The organism is Pseudomonas sp. MDT1-85, from assembly GCF_054898065.1.
Window position 1 is genome coordinate 4646744 of record NZ_CM142715.1, and the last position, 15746, is coordinate 4662489.

14 protein-coding genes and 1 pseudogene are annotated in these 15746 nt (G+C 58.5%); 2 read left to right on the forward strand and 13 right to left on the reverse strand.

Annotated elements, in window-relative coordinates:
* Positions 1–77 precede the first annotated feature (77 nt).
* The 10 genes from ACYZT2_RS20950 to ACYZT2_RS20995 all read right to left on the reverse strand — a co-directional run bounded on the left by ACYZT2_RS20950 (position 78) and on the right by ACYZT2_RS20995 (position 10021).
* Complete coding sequence (locus ACYZT2_RS20950; RefSeq protein ID WP_461966984.1) at positions 78–2174, reverse strand: LTA synthase family protein; 2097 nt, start codon at positions 2172–2174, stop codon at positions 78–80.
* A gap of 511 nt (positions 2175–2685) precedes the next feature.
* Positions 2686–3288: an START domain-containing protein gene (locus tag ACYZT2_RS20955; protein WP_461966986.1), complete on the reverse strand. Its 603-nt coding sequence runs from the start codon at positions 3286–3288 to the stop codon at positions 2686–2688.
* Positions 3289–3329: 41 nt separating this feature from the next.
* Complete coding sequence (locus tag ACYZT2_RS20960; RefSeq protein ID WP_461966988.1) at positions 3330–3584, reverse strand: YkgJ family cysteine cluster protein; 255 nt, start codon at positions 3582–3584, stop codon at positions 3330–3332.
* A 169-nt stretch (positions 3585–3753) separates the two neighbouring features.
* Positions 3754–4221: a translation initiation factor 2 gene (locus ACYZT2_RS20965; RefSeq protein ID WP_461966990.1), complete on the reverse strand. Its 468-nt coding sequence runs from the start codon at positions 4219–4221 to the stop codon at positions 3754–3756.
* A gap of 87 nt (positions 4222–4308) precedes the next feature.
* Positions 4309–5748: an aminotransferase-like domain-containing protein gene (locus ACYZT2_RS20970; RefSeq protein WP_019582609.1), complete on the reverse strand. Its 1440-nt coding sequence runs from the start codon at positions 5746–5748 to the stop codon at positions 4309–4311.
* 356 nt (positions 5749–6104) lie between these two features.
* Positions 6105–6917, reverse strand: a complete 813-nt coding sequence (locus ACYZT2_RS20975) for an OmpA family protein (RefSeq protein ID WP_461966992.1) — start codon at positions 6915–6917, stop codon at positions 6105–6107.
* Positions 6914–7270 carry a DUF4398 domain-containing protein gene (locus ACYZT2_RS20980; protein ID WP_008073146.1) on the reverse strand — a complete coding sequence of 119 codons (357 nt, stop codon included), beginning with the start codon at positions 7268–7270 and terminating at the stop codon, positions 6914–6916. The genes ACYZT2_RS20975 and ACYZT2_RS20980 overlap by 4 nt, the downstream gene beginning before the upstream one ends.
* Positions 7271–7279: 9 nt before the next feature.
* Positions 7280–8116, reverse strand: coding sequence for a substrate-binding periplasmic protein (locus ACYZT2_RS20985; protein ID WP_461966995.1), 837 nt, complete (start codon positions 8114–8116; stop codon positions 7280–7282).
* 209 nt (positions 8117–8325) lie between these two features.
* Positions 8326–9255, reverse strand: coding sequence for an electron transfer flavoprotein subunit alpha/FixB family protein (locus tag ACYZT2_RS20990; RefSeq protein WP_461966997.1), 930 nt, complete (start codon positions 9253–9255; stop codon positions 8326–8328).
* A gap of 16 nt (positions 9256–9271) precedes the next feature.
* Positions 9272–10021 (reverse strand): electron transfer flavoprotein subunit beta/FixA family protein, encoded by a 750-nt coding sequence (locus ACYZT2_RS20995; RefSeq protein WP_283188805.1) that lies wholly within the window; start codon positions 10019–10021, stop codon positions 9272–9274.
* 545 nt (positions 10022–10566) lie between these two features.
* On the opposite strand from ACYZT2_RS20995, the gene ACYZT2_RS21000 reads away from it, so the two are divergent.
* A complete protein-coding gene (locus tag ACYZT2_RS21000) occupies positions 10567–12231 on the forward strand; it encodes an electron transfer flavoprotein-ubiquinone oxidoreductase (RefSeq protein WP_461966999.1) in 1665 nt (554 codons plus the stop codon).
* A gap of 182 nt (positions 12232–12413) precedes the next feature.
* Here the strand turns inward: ACYZT2_RS21000 and ACYZT2_RS21005 are convergent, their stop codons facing one another.
* Positions 12414–13304: an AraC family transcriptional regulator gene (locus ACYZT2_RS21005; protein WP_461967002.1), complete on the reverse strand. Its 891-nt coding sequence runs from the start codon at positions 13302–13304 to the stop codon at positions 12414–12416.
* A 204-nt stretch (positions 13305–13508) separates the two neighbouring features.
* On the opposite strand from ACYZT2_RS21005, the gene ACYZT2_RS21010 reads away from it, so the two are divergent.
* On the forward strand, positions 13509–14561 hold the full coding sequence (locus ACYZT2_RS21010; RefSeq protein ID WP_461967004.1) for an NAD(P)-dependent alcohol dehydrogenase: 1053 nt from the start codon (positions 13509–13511) through the stop codon (positions 14559–14561).
* A 15-nt stretch (positions 14562–14576) separates the two neighbouring features.
* On the opposite strand, the gene ACYZT2_RS21015 is transcribed toward ACYZT2_RS21010, so the two are convergent.
* Together ACYZT2_RS21015 and ACYZT2_RS21020 are read right to left on the reverse strand one after the other, a co-directional pair.
* Positions 14577–15380: an IclR family transcriptional regulator gene (locus tag ACYZT2_RS21015; protein ID WP_461967005.1), complete on the reverse strand. Its 804-nt coding sequence runs from the start codon at positions 15378–15380 to the stop codon at positions 14577–14579.
* A 60-nt stretch (positions 15381–15440) separates the two neighbouring features.
* A pseudogene (locus ACYZT2_RS21020) lies at positions 15441–15650 on the reverse strand (MFS transporter); the annotation flags it as partial.
* Positions 15651–15746: the final 96 nt, after the last annotated feature.

The following is a 15746-nucleotide window of genomic DNA, read 5'->3' on the forward strand; positions in this document are numbered from 1 at the left end:
TGTATGCACCAGCGGTCGGTGATCCGACTTACCGGCGCAGGCACCCTTAAGGACGCCCTCGCCGGCAAGCCTGGCTCCTACAGGTCCGGCTTGCCGTCAACGACACCGGCGGTGTTATCGATCAGGCTTTTGGAGGCCGTCTGGATGAACGACTCGAGCTTCTGCTTGAGCGCCGCTTCATCAGCCGATGCCGGGATCACTTCACCTTTCGGATTGGCGCCCAGTTCGTATCGATACAACTTCGGCGGCATCTCTTTGGGCAGTACCAGCACGCGATCTCCGGTAAGCAATGCGACCGTCTGATCGCTGCCCGACGGCTTGATCACACCAAAGCCCTTGTCGCCTTCCGGCAGGTTCAGCAAGTCGCGACCCCAGCATTGATGAACGACATCTCCACCAATACGGCCCATGATGGTTGGCACGATGTCGATCTGGGTGCCGACGGTGTGGTCGACCTGGCCGAATTTTTCCTGGACGCCCGGCCCGATCAGCAGCATCGGTACGTTGAAGCGACCCAGGTCCATTTCAGTGATCTGCTGTTCGTTGCCAAAACCGTGGTCACCGACCACCACAAACAGGGTTTCCTTGAAATACGGCTCTTTGCGGGCCTGTTCGAAGAATTGACCCAACGCCCAGTCTGAGTAGCGCATGGCGGTCAAGTGTTCGTTGAGGCTGCCGCGATCGGTCACAGGTTTCACCGGCAATGGCGTCGGCAAAGCGTACGGCGTGTGGTTGGACAGCGTTTGCAGCAAGGCATAGAACGGCTTTTTGTCCTTGCCGTCGCGGGCCTTCAACTCCTCCAGACCACGGTTGAACATGTCCTGATCAGACACACCCCAAGTCGGATCGGAGAACACCGGGTTAACGAAGTCATTGCGCCCGATGAAGTTGGTCATGCCCTGGTTGCTGAAGAAGCCCGACTGGTTATCCCAGGCAAAGTCGCCGTTGTAGACGTATACATCGTCGTAGTCACGCACGCTGAGCAACTGCGGCAGACCGGACAGCTTGTGGCTGCCTTCAGGCGTTTGCATCAAGTATTCGAAACCCGGCAAGTTCGGGAAGCAGGCCATGGTGGCGAACATGCCTTGGTGGGTATGGGTGCCGTTGGAGAAGAAACGATCGAACAACAGGCCTTCTTTCGACAGTTTGTCGAAGTACGGGGTGATTTCACCTGGACGACCCAGAGCGCCCACCGAATGACCGGCGAAGCTTTCCATCAGGATCACCACGACGTTCTTGATCGGCACTGTCTTGTTGGTGTCGGGGCTGAAATTGCGACGCACCGCGGCGGCCTCGGAATCAACCAGCTTGTCGCTCGGGGTCAGCAACAAATCGCGCACGGTTTGCTGGGCCTGGGGCTGTGGCAGTGTGGCTTTCCAGACATTGTCGCGATGTTCGGACAACCGGCTCTTGGCCGCCGCGATCAACGACAGCGTGCCGTTGAGGCCCAACTGGTTGGCGAAGTTCGAGTCGGTGGTGTAAACGTCACCCCAACGCATTGGCGGGCCCTGACGCAGAGTGCCCCGAGCAGCGACCACGCAGACCAGCAGGCAGACCACGAACACTACGCCACGCGCATACCACGGAGCGACCTGCCGCGTACCAATGCTGCCGCCGCTGAACGGCCCGCGAGGACGCGTGGCCCGGTCGGCACCCTTGAACGCGAGGGTCAGGATTAACGTGCCCAAGGCCCAGGCCAACAGGTAGCGAACCACCGGAAAACCATACCAGAGCATGCTCATCACGGTTTTCGGGTCTTCTTTCACGTACTGGAAGACCAGACCGTTGAGGCGCTGGTGGAACTCGCGGTAAAAATCCATCTCCATCAGGCCGAGGAACAGCGCGATGCTCGAGACAACGGTCAGCCACAGCCGGAAGAATCCGCGGGCGGCCATCGCTCGGGCGCTGAACAATGCCAGCAGCAGCGGAATGCTGAGGTAAACCACCAGGCGCAAGTCGAAACGCAGGCCGTTGGCGAACGCTTCCAGAAAGGTCGAAGCGGGAGTGTCGAGGATCATCGAGCTGTTGTAGACCAGCAGCGCCACGCGCAGCAGGCTGAACATGACCATCATGACCAGGGCACACAATAGCGTGTAGGCCAGATGCGATTTGACGGTCGGTTGCAGCAGGCGACTAGAAGCTCGCTGCTGACTCAGGGCGTCCGGGTTTGCCATGTCGTTTTAGGACCCATTGGAAGTTGAAGTTTCAAAAATACAGCGGCGCCTTGCCTAATGCTGATCAGTTAACCTGTGGGAGCGGGCTTGCTCGCGAAGACGGCGGCACAGTCAACATTGATGTCGTCTGACACACCGCTTTCGCGAGCAAGCCCGCTCCCACTTGGATTGCGTTTAACTGACCGGCATTAAGTGCCTTGCCCTCTGTTGGCCATCCTCGGCCCCGGGGCTTGCGCGATGCACAAATGTTGCACGATCAACCGCGCCATTACCATTGATTACTGACCGGCAGGCCCCGACGGTCGCTTGTAGCGTTCTGGGACAAGAGACCTGGCGCAAAGTTGCGGAGGCTGACGGGTTGCGGCGCGGGTGAATTGTCTTGGAGACTTTGTGAAAATTTCGTTCAACGCATATCCAGAAACAAAATAAAGCCCCGCCCCTTGGTAAAAAACGCTAACGCCCCGATCAAATCGGGGCGCTGTTGAACGGGCATTATCAAAAGTCTACGCGGTTACTTCTCGGCACGTTCCTTCAGGGCTTTGAGGGTGTTGAACGGCGCATCGACCACAAACTTGTTGGCCAACCACGACGGCACGCTGCCGCCGGGTTCGGTATGGGCCTGGTAAGTCACTTCGACTCGATCGCCTTTAGGCACTAGCTTCCAGAAACCTTTGACCTGGGCCACCCGCACAAAACCTTTTTCTTCCGGGACGTACTTGGGTTGCCCTTCCAACTCGCGGGTCAGGCTGCCATCGGCGCCTTCAACAGTGGTGACATGCAATACGGAGTCGCGAGGAGTGACCGGCCAAGGGGTATTGAACTGTGTGTAGGTCCAGCTCTGATTACCTTCATGTTTGAGCAACTTCTGAGTCTTGCACTCGTGAATCCATGCACAGGCACCCGGCACGTCTTCCTGCAATGCTCGCAGTTTGGCCATGGTGGTCTTCATGACGGTCACGCCACGGTACGCCTTGTATTGGGAACCGGCCACTTCACTCAAGGACACCTTGATGCCCTCTTCTTCCTTGGCGGTTTTCCATTCTTCAGCCTGGGCCGTGGAGGCCAGTAAAACCGTCAAACCACACAGCACAGCCATACGATGCAGCGAACCCATAGTCTTTTTCCTTATTGTTGAAGTTCCATGCGTTGAACACATCACGCGGCCGTCATTTGTTCCCACCAGCCCAGCAACTTGATCGCTTCGTCGCTGCTGCTTCCGCAGACCTCGACATCGGCTTCAAATGCCGAACACACCGCAGGACGTTCCGGCTCGCCGAAAATGCTGCACAGGTTATCGGCAGACAGCTGTAAGCACCGCTCTCCGGCGGCTTTGCCATTGGGCATGCCGGGAATCGGCGAACTGATGGAAGGGGCAATGCAACAGGCGCCACAGCCTTCACGGCATTTCATGACGACAAGCTCCTCGCGACGGGCAATGTGTTAAAAAAGGGACGGGGCACAGAGTAACGGCTAAAACGACTGTTTAAAATTACCTGAGCCCGGTTTTTTTAGCTCAAACGAACGTGACTGACCAGTCTCCGACAAAGCGCCTGGTCCGTGGGTCACGATTGGAAAGGATTTATTGCTTGAATTCGAAGTCCAGCGCCGCGCCTTCAACCTCCCGACGCTCTTCATTGCGCAATTGCAGCTGCATCTCGTTGCTGAGCAGACGACCGTTGAGCTGGAACGGGCTGCTCTTGTCACCGAACATTTGCGGCAACAGCGCATCGCGTTGGGGCAACGTTACCGTGCCGACCGGCTTCAGTTCCTCGACCATGTCCTTGGGCAAGCTCAAATCGAGATTTGCCGAAGGGAGTTTGGTTTTCACGACTTCACTGGCCACTTTCGACTTGGAAGAAATGGGGGAACGTTTTTTGACCGCTGCAGCCTTCTTTTTGGCCGGCGCTGCTTTTTTGACCGGTGCCGCTTTCTTCGCAGGTGTGCTGGCTGTCGGTTTTTCCTGAACGGAAGCCGCCATGACGCCTTCCGGGTGACAGATCATTAGCAGGCAGATCAACAACCAGGCGGCAGGAAAAATCGGCTTCATGGACCCAACGGCGTGAACGGCAGAAGGCTATATGCTCGCCTGTTGGAGACGACAAGACAAGCGGGCAGTTCAGAACTGCCCGGCCGCTCAAAAACCGCTCGCCGTCTCCTGACAAAGTTGCGTCGCCAGCAACCCCAACGTCATCAATGCACGCTCGGCCTCGCGGTTCCAGGGGATGCCACAGTTCAGGCGAATGCAGTGATTGAACTGCTCGGTGTTACTGAAAATCAGCCCCGGCGCAATGCTGATGCCTTGCTGCAACGCACGCACATGCAGTTCCTGCGTATTCACCCGCCCCGGCAGGCTGACCCACAGAATGAAGCCGCCGGTGGGCCGGGTCATCTGCGTGCCTTCCGGGAAGTACTGCTGCACCGCCAGTTGAAAAGCGCTGAGGTTCTTGCGGTACTCCTGACGGATGTAGCGCAAATGCCGATCGTAACCGCCGTTCTCCAGATAGGCCGCGATGCCCATTTGCGTGACGCTGCAGGCTGAATGGGTACTGAAGGTCTGCAAGCGCTGGATTTCCTGCTGGTACTTGCCGGCAATCATCCAGCCGATGCGCACACCGGGCGACAGGGTTTTGGAGAAGCTGGAGCAATAGATCACCCGATCCAGCCGGTCATAGGCCTTGAGCGATTTGGTGCGACCCTGCTCAAACATCAATTCGCCGTAAATATCATCTTCGACGATCTGGATATCGAAATCCGAGGCCAGGCGCAGCAGTTGTTTCTGCCGCTCTTCGGGCATGGTGCCGCCCAGGGGATTGCTCAGGCGTGTGGTCAGCACCAGCGCCTTGATCGACCATTGGTTGGCCGCCAGTTGCAGAGCTTCGAGGCTCATGCCGGTGGCTGGATCGCTGGGGATCTCGATGACTTTCAGCCCCAGCAGGTCGGCCAGTTGGAGTAAACCGTAATAAGTTGGCGACTCGGCCGCGATCAGGTCGCCCGGCCGGGTCAATACGCGCAGAGACATTTGCAAGGCATCGACGCAGCCGTGGGTGATCACCACTTCCGACGGGTCGACCACTACACCGGCGTCGCGCATGCGGATCGCCACTTGTCGACGCAACGGCTCGAAGCCGGGGCTGAACATGTAGCTGAACGCCCGCGGGCTATGGAAACGGGTGACTTTGGCCAGTTGCTGATGCAGCGCCCGCACCGGTAGATAATCGACACTCGGTACGGCGGCGCCCAACGGAAAGACGCCTTCGCGGCGGGATTCGACCAGAACTTGCTGAATGATGCTGCTGCGGGTGACTAGGCCAGGTCGCTCGACCCGGGCAATGTCAGGGGTTGGCGCCGTGAGCGCCGGCGTCTGGTGCACGTAGTAACCGGATTGCGGCCGGGCACGAATCAGCCCCTGATCTTCAAGGTTGGCGTAGGCCTGCAACACCGTCGCGTGGCTGACGTTGAGCTGCGAACTCATCTTGCGCACCGAAGGCACGCGCTCCCCCGGTTGATAAACACCGCGGCGGATGTCTTCGGCCAGTTGCTGAGCAATACGTTGGTAGAGCAAGAGATTGGTCATGACGCAGCACTCGATTTCACGGGCATTTTATTCTTGTGTGAAACAATACCGGAACAGTTTGGAAGTGTACTGGGACAGTTGTCACAATAGTCGACCGTACAGTGCAGTGTCAGCAAAAACTGTACTGTTTTTTGCGAAGATGCGATGCAATTGATCGGCGAAACCTTGTAGCAGCTGCCGAAGGCTGCGTTCGAGGACGAAGGCCTCGTCTGGGGTCCCCTCGATCATTCTGGAGAGCGGCGTACTCAGGATTGACGACTGCTTCGCAGCCGAACGCAGGCTGCTACAAGGGTTTGATCCGCGCACAAAAAAACCCGGCATTGACTTACAGGCCGGGTTTTCCAGTAACGCAGCCCTTAGCGGGCGGCGCCGAGCTGGCCTTTTTCGTCGGAGAATACAATTTCCACTCGACGGTTCTGTGCACGACCACGTTCTGAGGCGTTCACGTCCACCGGATATTCATCGCCATAGCCTTCGACCTGGATGCGTTTGTCGTCAATACCCAGGTCCGTCAGCACGTCAGCCACCGATTGCGCACGGTCGCGGGACAGCTTGAGGTTTTCCTGTTTGCCGCCAGTGCTGTCGGTATAGCCCTCGATCCGCACCACGCGTTTGGGGTTGAGCTGCAAGAACTGAACGATCTTCAGCACCACGCGGTTTGCCGAGCTTTTCAGCTCCGCCTGGCCGGTATCGAACAGCACATCGCCCAGGGTCATCACCAGACCACGGTCCGTTTGGGTAGTCGCCAGCGCGACGATCTGCTCTTCGAGCCACTTGCCCTGTTGCTGCACACTGAGCAACTTGGACTCACGCAGGGCCAGTTGCAGACGCTGACGCTCGAGTTCGAGCTTCGCCGCGCGTTCCTCGTTGAGCACTTGATTGGTGTGTTCCCGGGCGATTTCGCTGTAGCGCCGGCTGAGGTAGGCGTAATGCACAACGTCCGAACCGCTGCCCCAGTAGCTGGACAGACGATCGGCGCGGGCCAGCGACTCGCCGGCACGGATCACGTCTTTGGGCGCAATGCGCAGCACGTTGGAGTCTTCCTTGACCTTCTGAAAGTCAGTGCCGGCCTGCTGGATTGCGGCTTCGCTGTGTTGACCAGCGCAGCCATAAAGGCTTGCGCAACCGGCCAGGATCAAGCCGCCGAGTGCTTTGGTCTTCAGGCTCATTGGGCATCTCCCAGTTGCTTGCGCAGGCGAGTGATGCGGGTATTGAGCACGTTCAACTGCTCCTCGCTCTTGAGGGTCAGAACCCGGGCTTCGGCCAGACGCGCGTCCAGCTCGGCCTGCTCGGCCCGCATGCGCGCATTCTTGAAGGACTGGTCGGCCATATTGCCCTTGGCACGCTTGAACTTGTCTTCAGCCAGTTTCAGCTCTGGCACTTCGTCGGCGGTAGCACCCACGGCCTTGGCTTGTTCGAGGGCCTGCTCGGTCAGGCGTATTTGTTCATTCGGCGCCGGATCGGCTGCACAACCCGCCAGAGCCAGAACGGCCAGGGCAGCGAAAAGAGGTCGAATACTCACTAAAAATCCCTACTGTTTTGGGGTACTGACAGATTGTGGCTGCGGTTGTGAGCGTTGCGCTTTCCAACGCTCGATATTGCGCAGCAGCGCAGCTTCCGTCAGTCCGGACGCGGGCAATTCTGTCATCTTTTTGGCCAGCTGTCCGCGCAACCAAGGATCGTTGCAGGCGGAGTTATGGGAAACCGCGAGATACAGGCCGGGTTTGTCGATGGGGTGTGGGTGGGCCATCAAGTCATCGGCCATCCCCAGCGTTTGCACTATGGCCATGCCCGAGTAGCGTCCGGCGAGGACAAATTCCACCTCGTTCAGCAGCAATTTCTGAAAGGCCTGGGTCAGGTTGGGCGGGCGTACCAGGGTCAATTGCTGCTCGGCGAAAGTGCCAAATGACGGGGTTACTCGAGCCTTTTCCGACAAGGCACCGGGATGCCCGTGAAGGTCCTGCGCTTCGTTGTAGACCAGTAACGAGTCGTTGCGGGTCCAGACCAGATAATCATTTTCCAACAGCGGTGGGTGGATGTAATCCAGATTTTCCAGCTCAGTGACTGTCAACGGCGCATCGGCCAGCATGTCCATGCGCCCGCTGCGCACTTCGTCCAGGGCCTGGGAGCGTTTTCCGGCGTAAAGCAGTTCGACCTTGATGCCCAACTCCCCCGCCACTTGCTGCAACAGGTCAGCGCTGGCGCCTATCAGGTACTTGGGGTTTTGTGGGTCTTGCCACAGGTACGGCGGCGCGTCCGGGCTGCCGGTCACTACCAGGCGCTCGCATTTTCCCGCGGCAGCAGACAGCCCCGGCAACAGCGTCAGCCCCAGCAGTAATGACCAGCCACACATGCGGCGCAAATCCATGGCGACACTCCCTACAACCCAATATTTTCGCCCGTAGGATCTGTGTAGGAGCTGTTGAGTGAAACGAGGCTGCGATCTTTCCTGCCGCACTTGAGTATCAAGAGCAAGATCAAAAGATCGCAGCCTCGTTTCACTCGACAGCTCCTACACGAAGAACCAAAAAAAAGCCCGACCAAAAGGTCGGGCTCTTTATAAGTCAAGCCGCCGGATTAGACCAGCTTCTCGAACTCGGGGATGGCTTCGAACAAGTCCGCCACCAGGCCATAATCGGCCACCTGGAAGATCGGCGCTTCTTCGTCCTTGTTGATCGCAACGATCACTTTGGAGTCTTTCATGCCGGCCAGGTGCTGGATCGCGCCGGAGATACCGACGGCGATGTACAGCTGTGGCGCAACGATCTTGCCGGTCTGACCGACCTGCATGTCGTTGGGTACAAAACCTGCGTCGACCGCGGCGCGGGAAGCACCGACAGCAGCGCCCAGCTTGTCGGCCAGGGCGTACAGGTGCTTGAAGTTGTCGCCGTTCTGCATGCCGCGACCGCCGGAAACGACGATTTTGGCAGCGGTCAGTTCCGGACGATCAGACTTGGCCAGTTCTTCGCCAACAAAGCTCGAAGTGCCAGCGTCGTGAGCAGCCGCAACCGCTTCAACGGCAGCCGAACCACCTTCAGCTGCAACCGGGTCGAAACCGGTAGCACGCACGGTGATCACTTTCACCGCAGCGTTGGACTGTACGGTAGCAATGGCGTTACCGGCGTAGATCGGGCGCTTGAAGGTATCAGCGCTTTCGACCGAGATGATCTCGGAGATCTGGTCAACGTCCAGCTGAGCGGCAACGCGCGGCAGGATGTTTTTGCCGTTGGAAGTCGCGGCAGCCAGGATGTGGCTGTAAGCCTTGCCCAACTCTGCAACCAGAGGAGCTACGTTTTCCGGCAGTTGGTGTGTGTAGGCGGCGTTGTCGGCCACCAGCACTTTAGCCACGCCAGCGATTTTCGCAGCAGCTTCAGCCACGGCGCCAGCGCCCTGACCTGCAACCAGAACGTGGATATCACCGCCGATCTTGACAGCAGCAGCCACAGTGTTCAGCGTGGCCGGAGCCAGTACTTTGTTGTCGTGTTCAGCGATTACCAAGATAGTCATGATTCGGCTCCTTAACTCAAAGCACCTTCGCTTCGTTTTTCAGTTTCTCGACCAGTTCAGCCACCGACTTGACCTTGATACCCGCGCTGCGTGCAGCCGGCGCTTCGACTTTCACGGTCTTGTTGGTGGAGGCGGTGGAAACGCCCAAAGCGTCCGGAGTCAGCACTTCGAGAGGCTTCTTCTTGGCTTTCATGATGTTTGGCAGGGACGCGTAGCGCGGCTCGTTCAAACGCAGGTCGGTGGTGACGATGGCCGGCAGTTTCAGGGAAACCGTCTGCGCGCCGCCGTCGACTTCGCGAGTCACGGCAACGGTGTCGCCGCTGATTTCGACTTTGGACGCGAATGTGCCCTGACCGTAGCCGCTCAATGCAGCGAGCATCTGGCCAGTCTGATTGTTGTCGCTGTCGATGGCTTGTTTGCCGAGGATCACCAGCTGAGGCTGTTCCTTGTCGACAACCGCTTTCAACAACTTGGCAACGGCCAGGGAAGTCAGATCTTCAGCGGATTCGACGAGGATGGCGCGGTCGGCACCCAGAGCCAGCGCGGTGCGCAGTTGCTCTTGAGCGGTGGACGGGCCGATGGAGACGACGACAATTTCAGTCGCAACGCCTTTCTCTTTCAGACGTACGGCTTCTTCCACTGCGATTTCGCAGAATGGGTTCATCGACATCTTGACGTTAGCGAGGTCGACGCCGGAATTGTCCGCCTTGACACGAACCTTGACGTTGTAATCCACAACGCGTTTGACAGCTACAAGAACCTTCATGGATTCCTCGTTACTCTCCGGTGAAAAGAAAGTCGCCTAGGCGAACCTGGCGGTTGATGCTCATCGGCGCAAGGGCACCTCTAAAAACGCTGGCAGGTGTATCAGGTGAACTCTGCTCACGAGGCTGATAACCGTTCGTCAGTGGTGACCGATAAGTCATTCATAATCGCGGCATGTAAACTGCGCGCCTGACCTGCACTGCGCATCACCTTATACTGCCATCGCCCTGTCTTTAGAGGTGCTCTTGAAACCAACAGTCAGCCTACGGCGAGCGCAAAACCGACCGTATCTTGACCGGAACGCCTATTCCGGTCAATACGGCAAAATAGCCGTTCATAAGCCGCGTGACTTTGATTTCTCTGGCTTTGAGCCAATTCAAACAAACGTTTGTATTGGACGCTAGGAGTGGTGTAGATATAATGCGCCACCTAGAGAGAAAGGTGGGTCATCCATTGTCCCTTCCGGCAGTTACCGGAGGAAATAATGGATGCAACGCCAAACCTCCAATTAGAAAAAACTGTTGAGCCTTGAGTAGGAGATAGCCTGTGGAACGCGAATACATGGAATTCGACGTGGTCATCGTCGGTGCCGGCCCCGCTGGCCTGTCCGCCGCCTGCCGTTTGAAGCAGAAGGCCGCCGAAGCCGGTAAGGAAATCAGCGTCTGCGTGGTCGAAAAAGGCTCCGAGGTCGGCGCTCACATTCTGTCCGGTGCCGTGTTCGAACCACGCGCCCTGAACGAATTGTTCCCGGACTGGAAAGAACTCGGCGCGCCGCTGAATACGCCAGTCACACGCGATGACATCTTCGTGCTCAAGAATGCCGACAGCGCGCAGAAGATTCCTGACCTCTTTGTGCCCAAGACCATGCACAACGAAGGCAACTACATCATCTCCCTGGGCAACCTGTGCCGCTGGCTGGCCCAGCAGGCCGAGAACCTGGGCGTGGAAATCTACCCGGGCTTCGCCGCCCAGGAAGCTCTGTTCGACGAGAACGGCGTGGTTCGCGGGATCATCACCGGCGATCTGGGCGTTGACCGCGAAGGCAATCCGAAAGAAGGCCTGTACACCCCGGGCATGGAACTGCGTGCCAAGTACACGCTGTTCGCCGAAGGTTGCCGTGGCCATATCGGCAAACAGCTGATCAAGCGCTTCAACCTCGACAGTGAAGCCGACGCCCAGCATTACGGCATCGGCCTGAAAGAAATCTGGGAAATTGATCCAGCCAAGCATCAACCTGGCCTGGTGGTCCACACCGCCGGTTGGCCGCTGGACATCATGGGCACCGAGAACACTGGCGGCTCGTTCCTCTATCACCTGGAAAACAACCAAGTGGTCGTCGGTCTGATCGTCGATCTTTCCTACAGCAACACCTACCTGTCGCCATTCGACGAGTTCCAGCGCCTCAAGCATCACCCGGTACTCAAGCAATACCTGGAAGGTGGCAAGCGCATCAGCTACGGCGCGCGTGCTATCTCCAAAGGCGGCCTGAACTCGCTGCCGAAAATGGTCTTCAAGGGCGGCGCGCTGATCGGTTGCGACCTCGGCACGCTGAACTTCGCCAAGATCAAAGGCAGCCACACCGCGATGAAGTCCGGCATGCTCGCCGCTGACGCCGTGGCCGACGCGTTGTTCGCCGATCTGGACGGCACGCAAGAGCTGACCACTTACGTCGACGCCTTCAAGAAAAGCTGGCTCTACGACGAACTGTTCGCCAGTCGTAACTTCGGCCCGGCGATCCACAAGTTCGGCGCCATCGTCGGCGGCGGTTTCAACTGGCTCGACCAGAACATCTTCGGCGGCAAACTGCCGTTCACCCTGCACGACACCAAGCCGGATTACGCTTGCCTGAAACTGGCGGCCGACTGCAAGAAGATCGACTACCCGAAACCGGACGGCAAGATCAGCTTCGACAAACTCAGCTCGGTGTTCATCTCCGGTACCAACCACGAAGAAGAACAGCCTTGCCACTTGAAGCTGACCGATCCGAGCATTCCGATCGCCAAGAACCTGCCGATGTACGATGAACCTGCCCAGCGTTACTGCCCGGCCGGCGTGTACGAAGTGGTGACCCAGGAAGACGGCGAGAAGCGCTTCCAGATCAACGCCCAGAACTGCGTTCACTGCAAGACCTGCGACATCAAGGACCCTGCACAGAACATCACCTGGGTGGCGCCGGAAGGTTCTGGCGGCCCGACTTACCCGAACATGTAAGTCGAATCGCTGAACATCAAGGCTCCCGAAATGGGGGCCTTTTTGTTGCCCGAAATTAAGCCACACCACAAAACCAATGCGGGAGCGAGCCTGCTCGCGATAGCGGTGTGTCAGTCGACATCTATGCTGGATGATAAACCGCAATCGCGAGCAGGCTCGCTCCCACACGGGCCATCACTGGATCAAGCCACCCGCTCATCCCCAGGACTGCGCTCAAAGTAACGCTTGTACTCGCGGCTGAATTGCGACGTGCTCTGATACCCCACCCGATGCGCCACCTGGGCCACGCCCAAGCCTTCGCCCAGCAACAATTGCTGGGCCCTGAGCAAACGCAAACGCTTCAAATACTGCACCGGCGACAACAACGTGCTGCGTTTGAAATGCTCATGAAACGTCGACGCGCTCATGTTCGCGCAACTGGCCAGGGTCTCGACGTTCAGCGGCTCGGTGTAGTGCGCATGCAGATGACTCAGCGACGCCGCAATCCGCGCGAACTGCCCCTGTTGTTCCACCAACGCTCGCAATACATCGGCTTGCGGCCCCCGCAACGCCACGAACAACAATTCACGCAAGCGCGCCGGGCCCATGATCTGGCACTCCAGCGGATCGTGCAGGCAGCGCAACAACCGTTCCACACAACCGCGCATGGCATCGTCGAGCACCGCCGAGGTCATGGACTCGGGCGTCTGTGCGGGAACAGTGCGCCCCGGCGACAGCCCCATGGCCAACACCAACTCACCGAGCATTACCCGGTCGATGGCGATGGAAACGCCCAGCATCGGGCCATCTGGAGCCGAAAACGTCTCGCATTCGAAGGGTACCGGCAACGCCTGAATCAGGTAATGCCCGGCACCATATTCCAGCGTACGCGGGCCCAGATACGCCAACTTGCTGCCTTGGGCGATGATGACCAGGCTTGGCTCGTAGATTTGCGGGCCACGGGCGACATCACAACTGGCCCGCAAAACCTGCACCCCCGGCAATGCGGTGGGCGCGAAACCATCGCGAATAGTCAGCGGCTGGATCAGCGAAACCAGGGTGGCGTTGGCATCGAGATGACGAGTCAACAACATGAGGGGCTCTTCACAAAAGAAGTCACAAAAAAAGTCGCGAAAAAAGGGATGAAAACATCATCGCAGGTCTGAACGCCAATGCGACCCATCAACGGTGCATACCGGAGGATTAGGCATGACCCCCGGAGGAATCGCCATGGCCGGTCACCCGTGCGGCGCCCAGAATGGCTCGCCTCACCTGTCACTGCTTTTGCGAGGTTCACCATGTACACCGCCATCGGATACGCGGCTCAATCAGCCACCACTCCCCTCGCCCCGATGAAATTCGAACGCCGCAGCCCGCGTGCCGACGACGTTGCGATCGAGATTCTTTACTGCGGCGTCTGCCATTCCGACATCCATCAGGCACGCAACGAGTGGGGCATTGCTGTTTACCCACTGATGCCCGGCCATGAGATCGTCGGAAAAGTCACCGCCGTCGGTGCGAATGTGACCCAACACAAGGTCGGCGATCTGGTCGGGGTCGGCTGCATGGTCGACTCGTGCCGCCACTGCGAAGCCTGCCAAACGGATCTGCAGCAATACTGCCTCGAAGGTCCGACCATGACGTATGCCACCCCGGACCGGGTCGATGGCAGCAACACCATGGGCGGTTACTCCGACAGCATCGTGGTCAGCGAGCACTTTGTCGTGCGTATCCCGGCGAAACTCGACCCGGCCAGCGCCGCGCCGATTCTGTGCGCCGGCATCACCACCTACTCGCCACTCAAGCACTACGGCGTCAAGGCCGGCGACAAGGTCGGGATTCTCGGCATGGGCGGCCTCGGTCACATGGGCATCAAGTTCGCCAAGGCGATGGGCGCTGAAGTGACGTTGTTCACCCGCTCGGCGAGCAAGGCTGAAGAAGGCCGTCGTCAAGGCGCGGACCACGTGATCGTGTCCACCGATGCAGAACAGATGAAAGCCGCCGCCGGACATTTCGACTTCCTGCTGGACACCATTCCGGTGCAACACGACCTCAATCCCTACCTCGATACGCTGCGTTTCGACGGCATACACATTTTGGTGGGCTTGATCGAACCGATCGATCCACCGGTCCACGCCACCAAACTGGTATTGGGTCGTCGCGTGTTGGCAGGCTCCCTGATCGGCGGCATCGCAGAAACCCAGGAAGTGCTGGATTTCTGCGCCGAACACGGCATCACCTGCGACATCGAAATGCTCGACATCCGCCAGATCAACGAGGCTTACACCCGCATGATTGCCGGTGACGTGAAGTACCGCTTTGTGATCGATATGGCGACGCTGAAAGTCTGATCAGACCTGCTCGCCTTATACCTTCAAGCCGAGTTCAGCAGAAAGCCGAGCCGTGACCCCTTTGATCAGGGGAATCAGCTCGGCCATTTTTTCCAGCGGCATGTAGGGCACGGTGCTGGCGATGCTGATACCGGCGACGATGCGCTTGCTGGCATCGCGGATCGGCGCCGCCACGCAGCGAATCGACGGTTCGTTGTCTTCCAGATCGAAGGCGTAACCGCCGGCCACGTACTCGATCATGCGCTGCTGGAACTGCTCCCAGGATTGCTCCGGGTGCTGCGGCCAGAACTGACTTTTCCCAGCCGCCGGCAAGCTGATTTCGTACAGCCGTTGCCACTCTTCCTGCGAGTCATCGAGCATCAGCGCTTTACCGATCCCGGTACGCGCCAATGGCATGCGATGCCCCACCCGCGAACGCATTTCCGGACCATTGCGCCCCGGATTCTTGTGCAGGTACAACACCTCGTCACCCTCACGAATCGCCAAGTGGATGGTGTCACCGGTCAACGCCGACAACTCATCCAGATACGGCCCCGCCAGCGTCACCAGTGGCAACTCTTCACGCGCCTGGAAACCCAGCTCGATCAGTTTCGGCCCCAGCAGATAACCGACTTGCGGCACCACCCGCAGATAACGCTCGTCCACCAGGCAACTGGCCAGACGATGGGTGGTGCTGCGCGTTGTGCCGATCAGCCGGGCGATTTCCTTGAGATCGCGGGCGCCACTGGCCACGGCCTGAACTACACCCAAACCACGAAGCAGTGTCTGGGTGCCAGTCGGCGCGGCGTCCTTGGCGATTTTTGGGGCGTCTTCCTGCATATCCAGCCTTTACCGTTGAGCGAGTGAACGGGCGGCATTATGGTCGCCCGAAGGCTGCGACTACAACTTGATACGCTCGACCTTGCCCACCAACAACACGTAGGAAAGCGCCCCCATCAACGCCAGAATCGAGATATAGGTAATCGCCGGGGCAAACGAATCACCGGAAGCGAGAAAGCCGATGACGATGGGCGTGGTAATCGCCGCCAGGTTACCGATGAAATTGAACACCCCACCGGTCAATCCAAGCAAGCGCGCCGGGGCCAGGGTCGGTTTGCGGTTGCATGGGGAATGCCTCTTCTTATGTTTATTGAGGTCGTGGAACGAACATGAACGCGGATCTCCTCTGCCTGGAGATCAAACCTG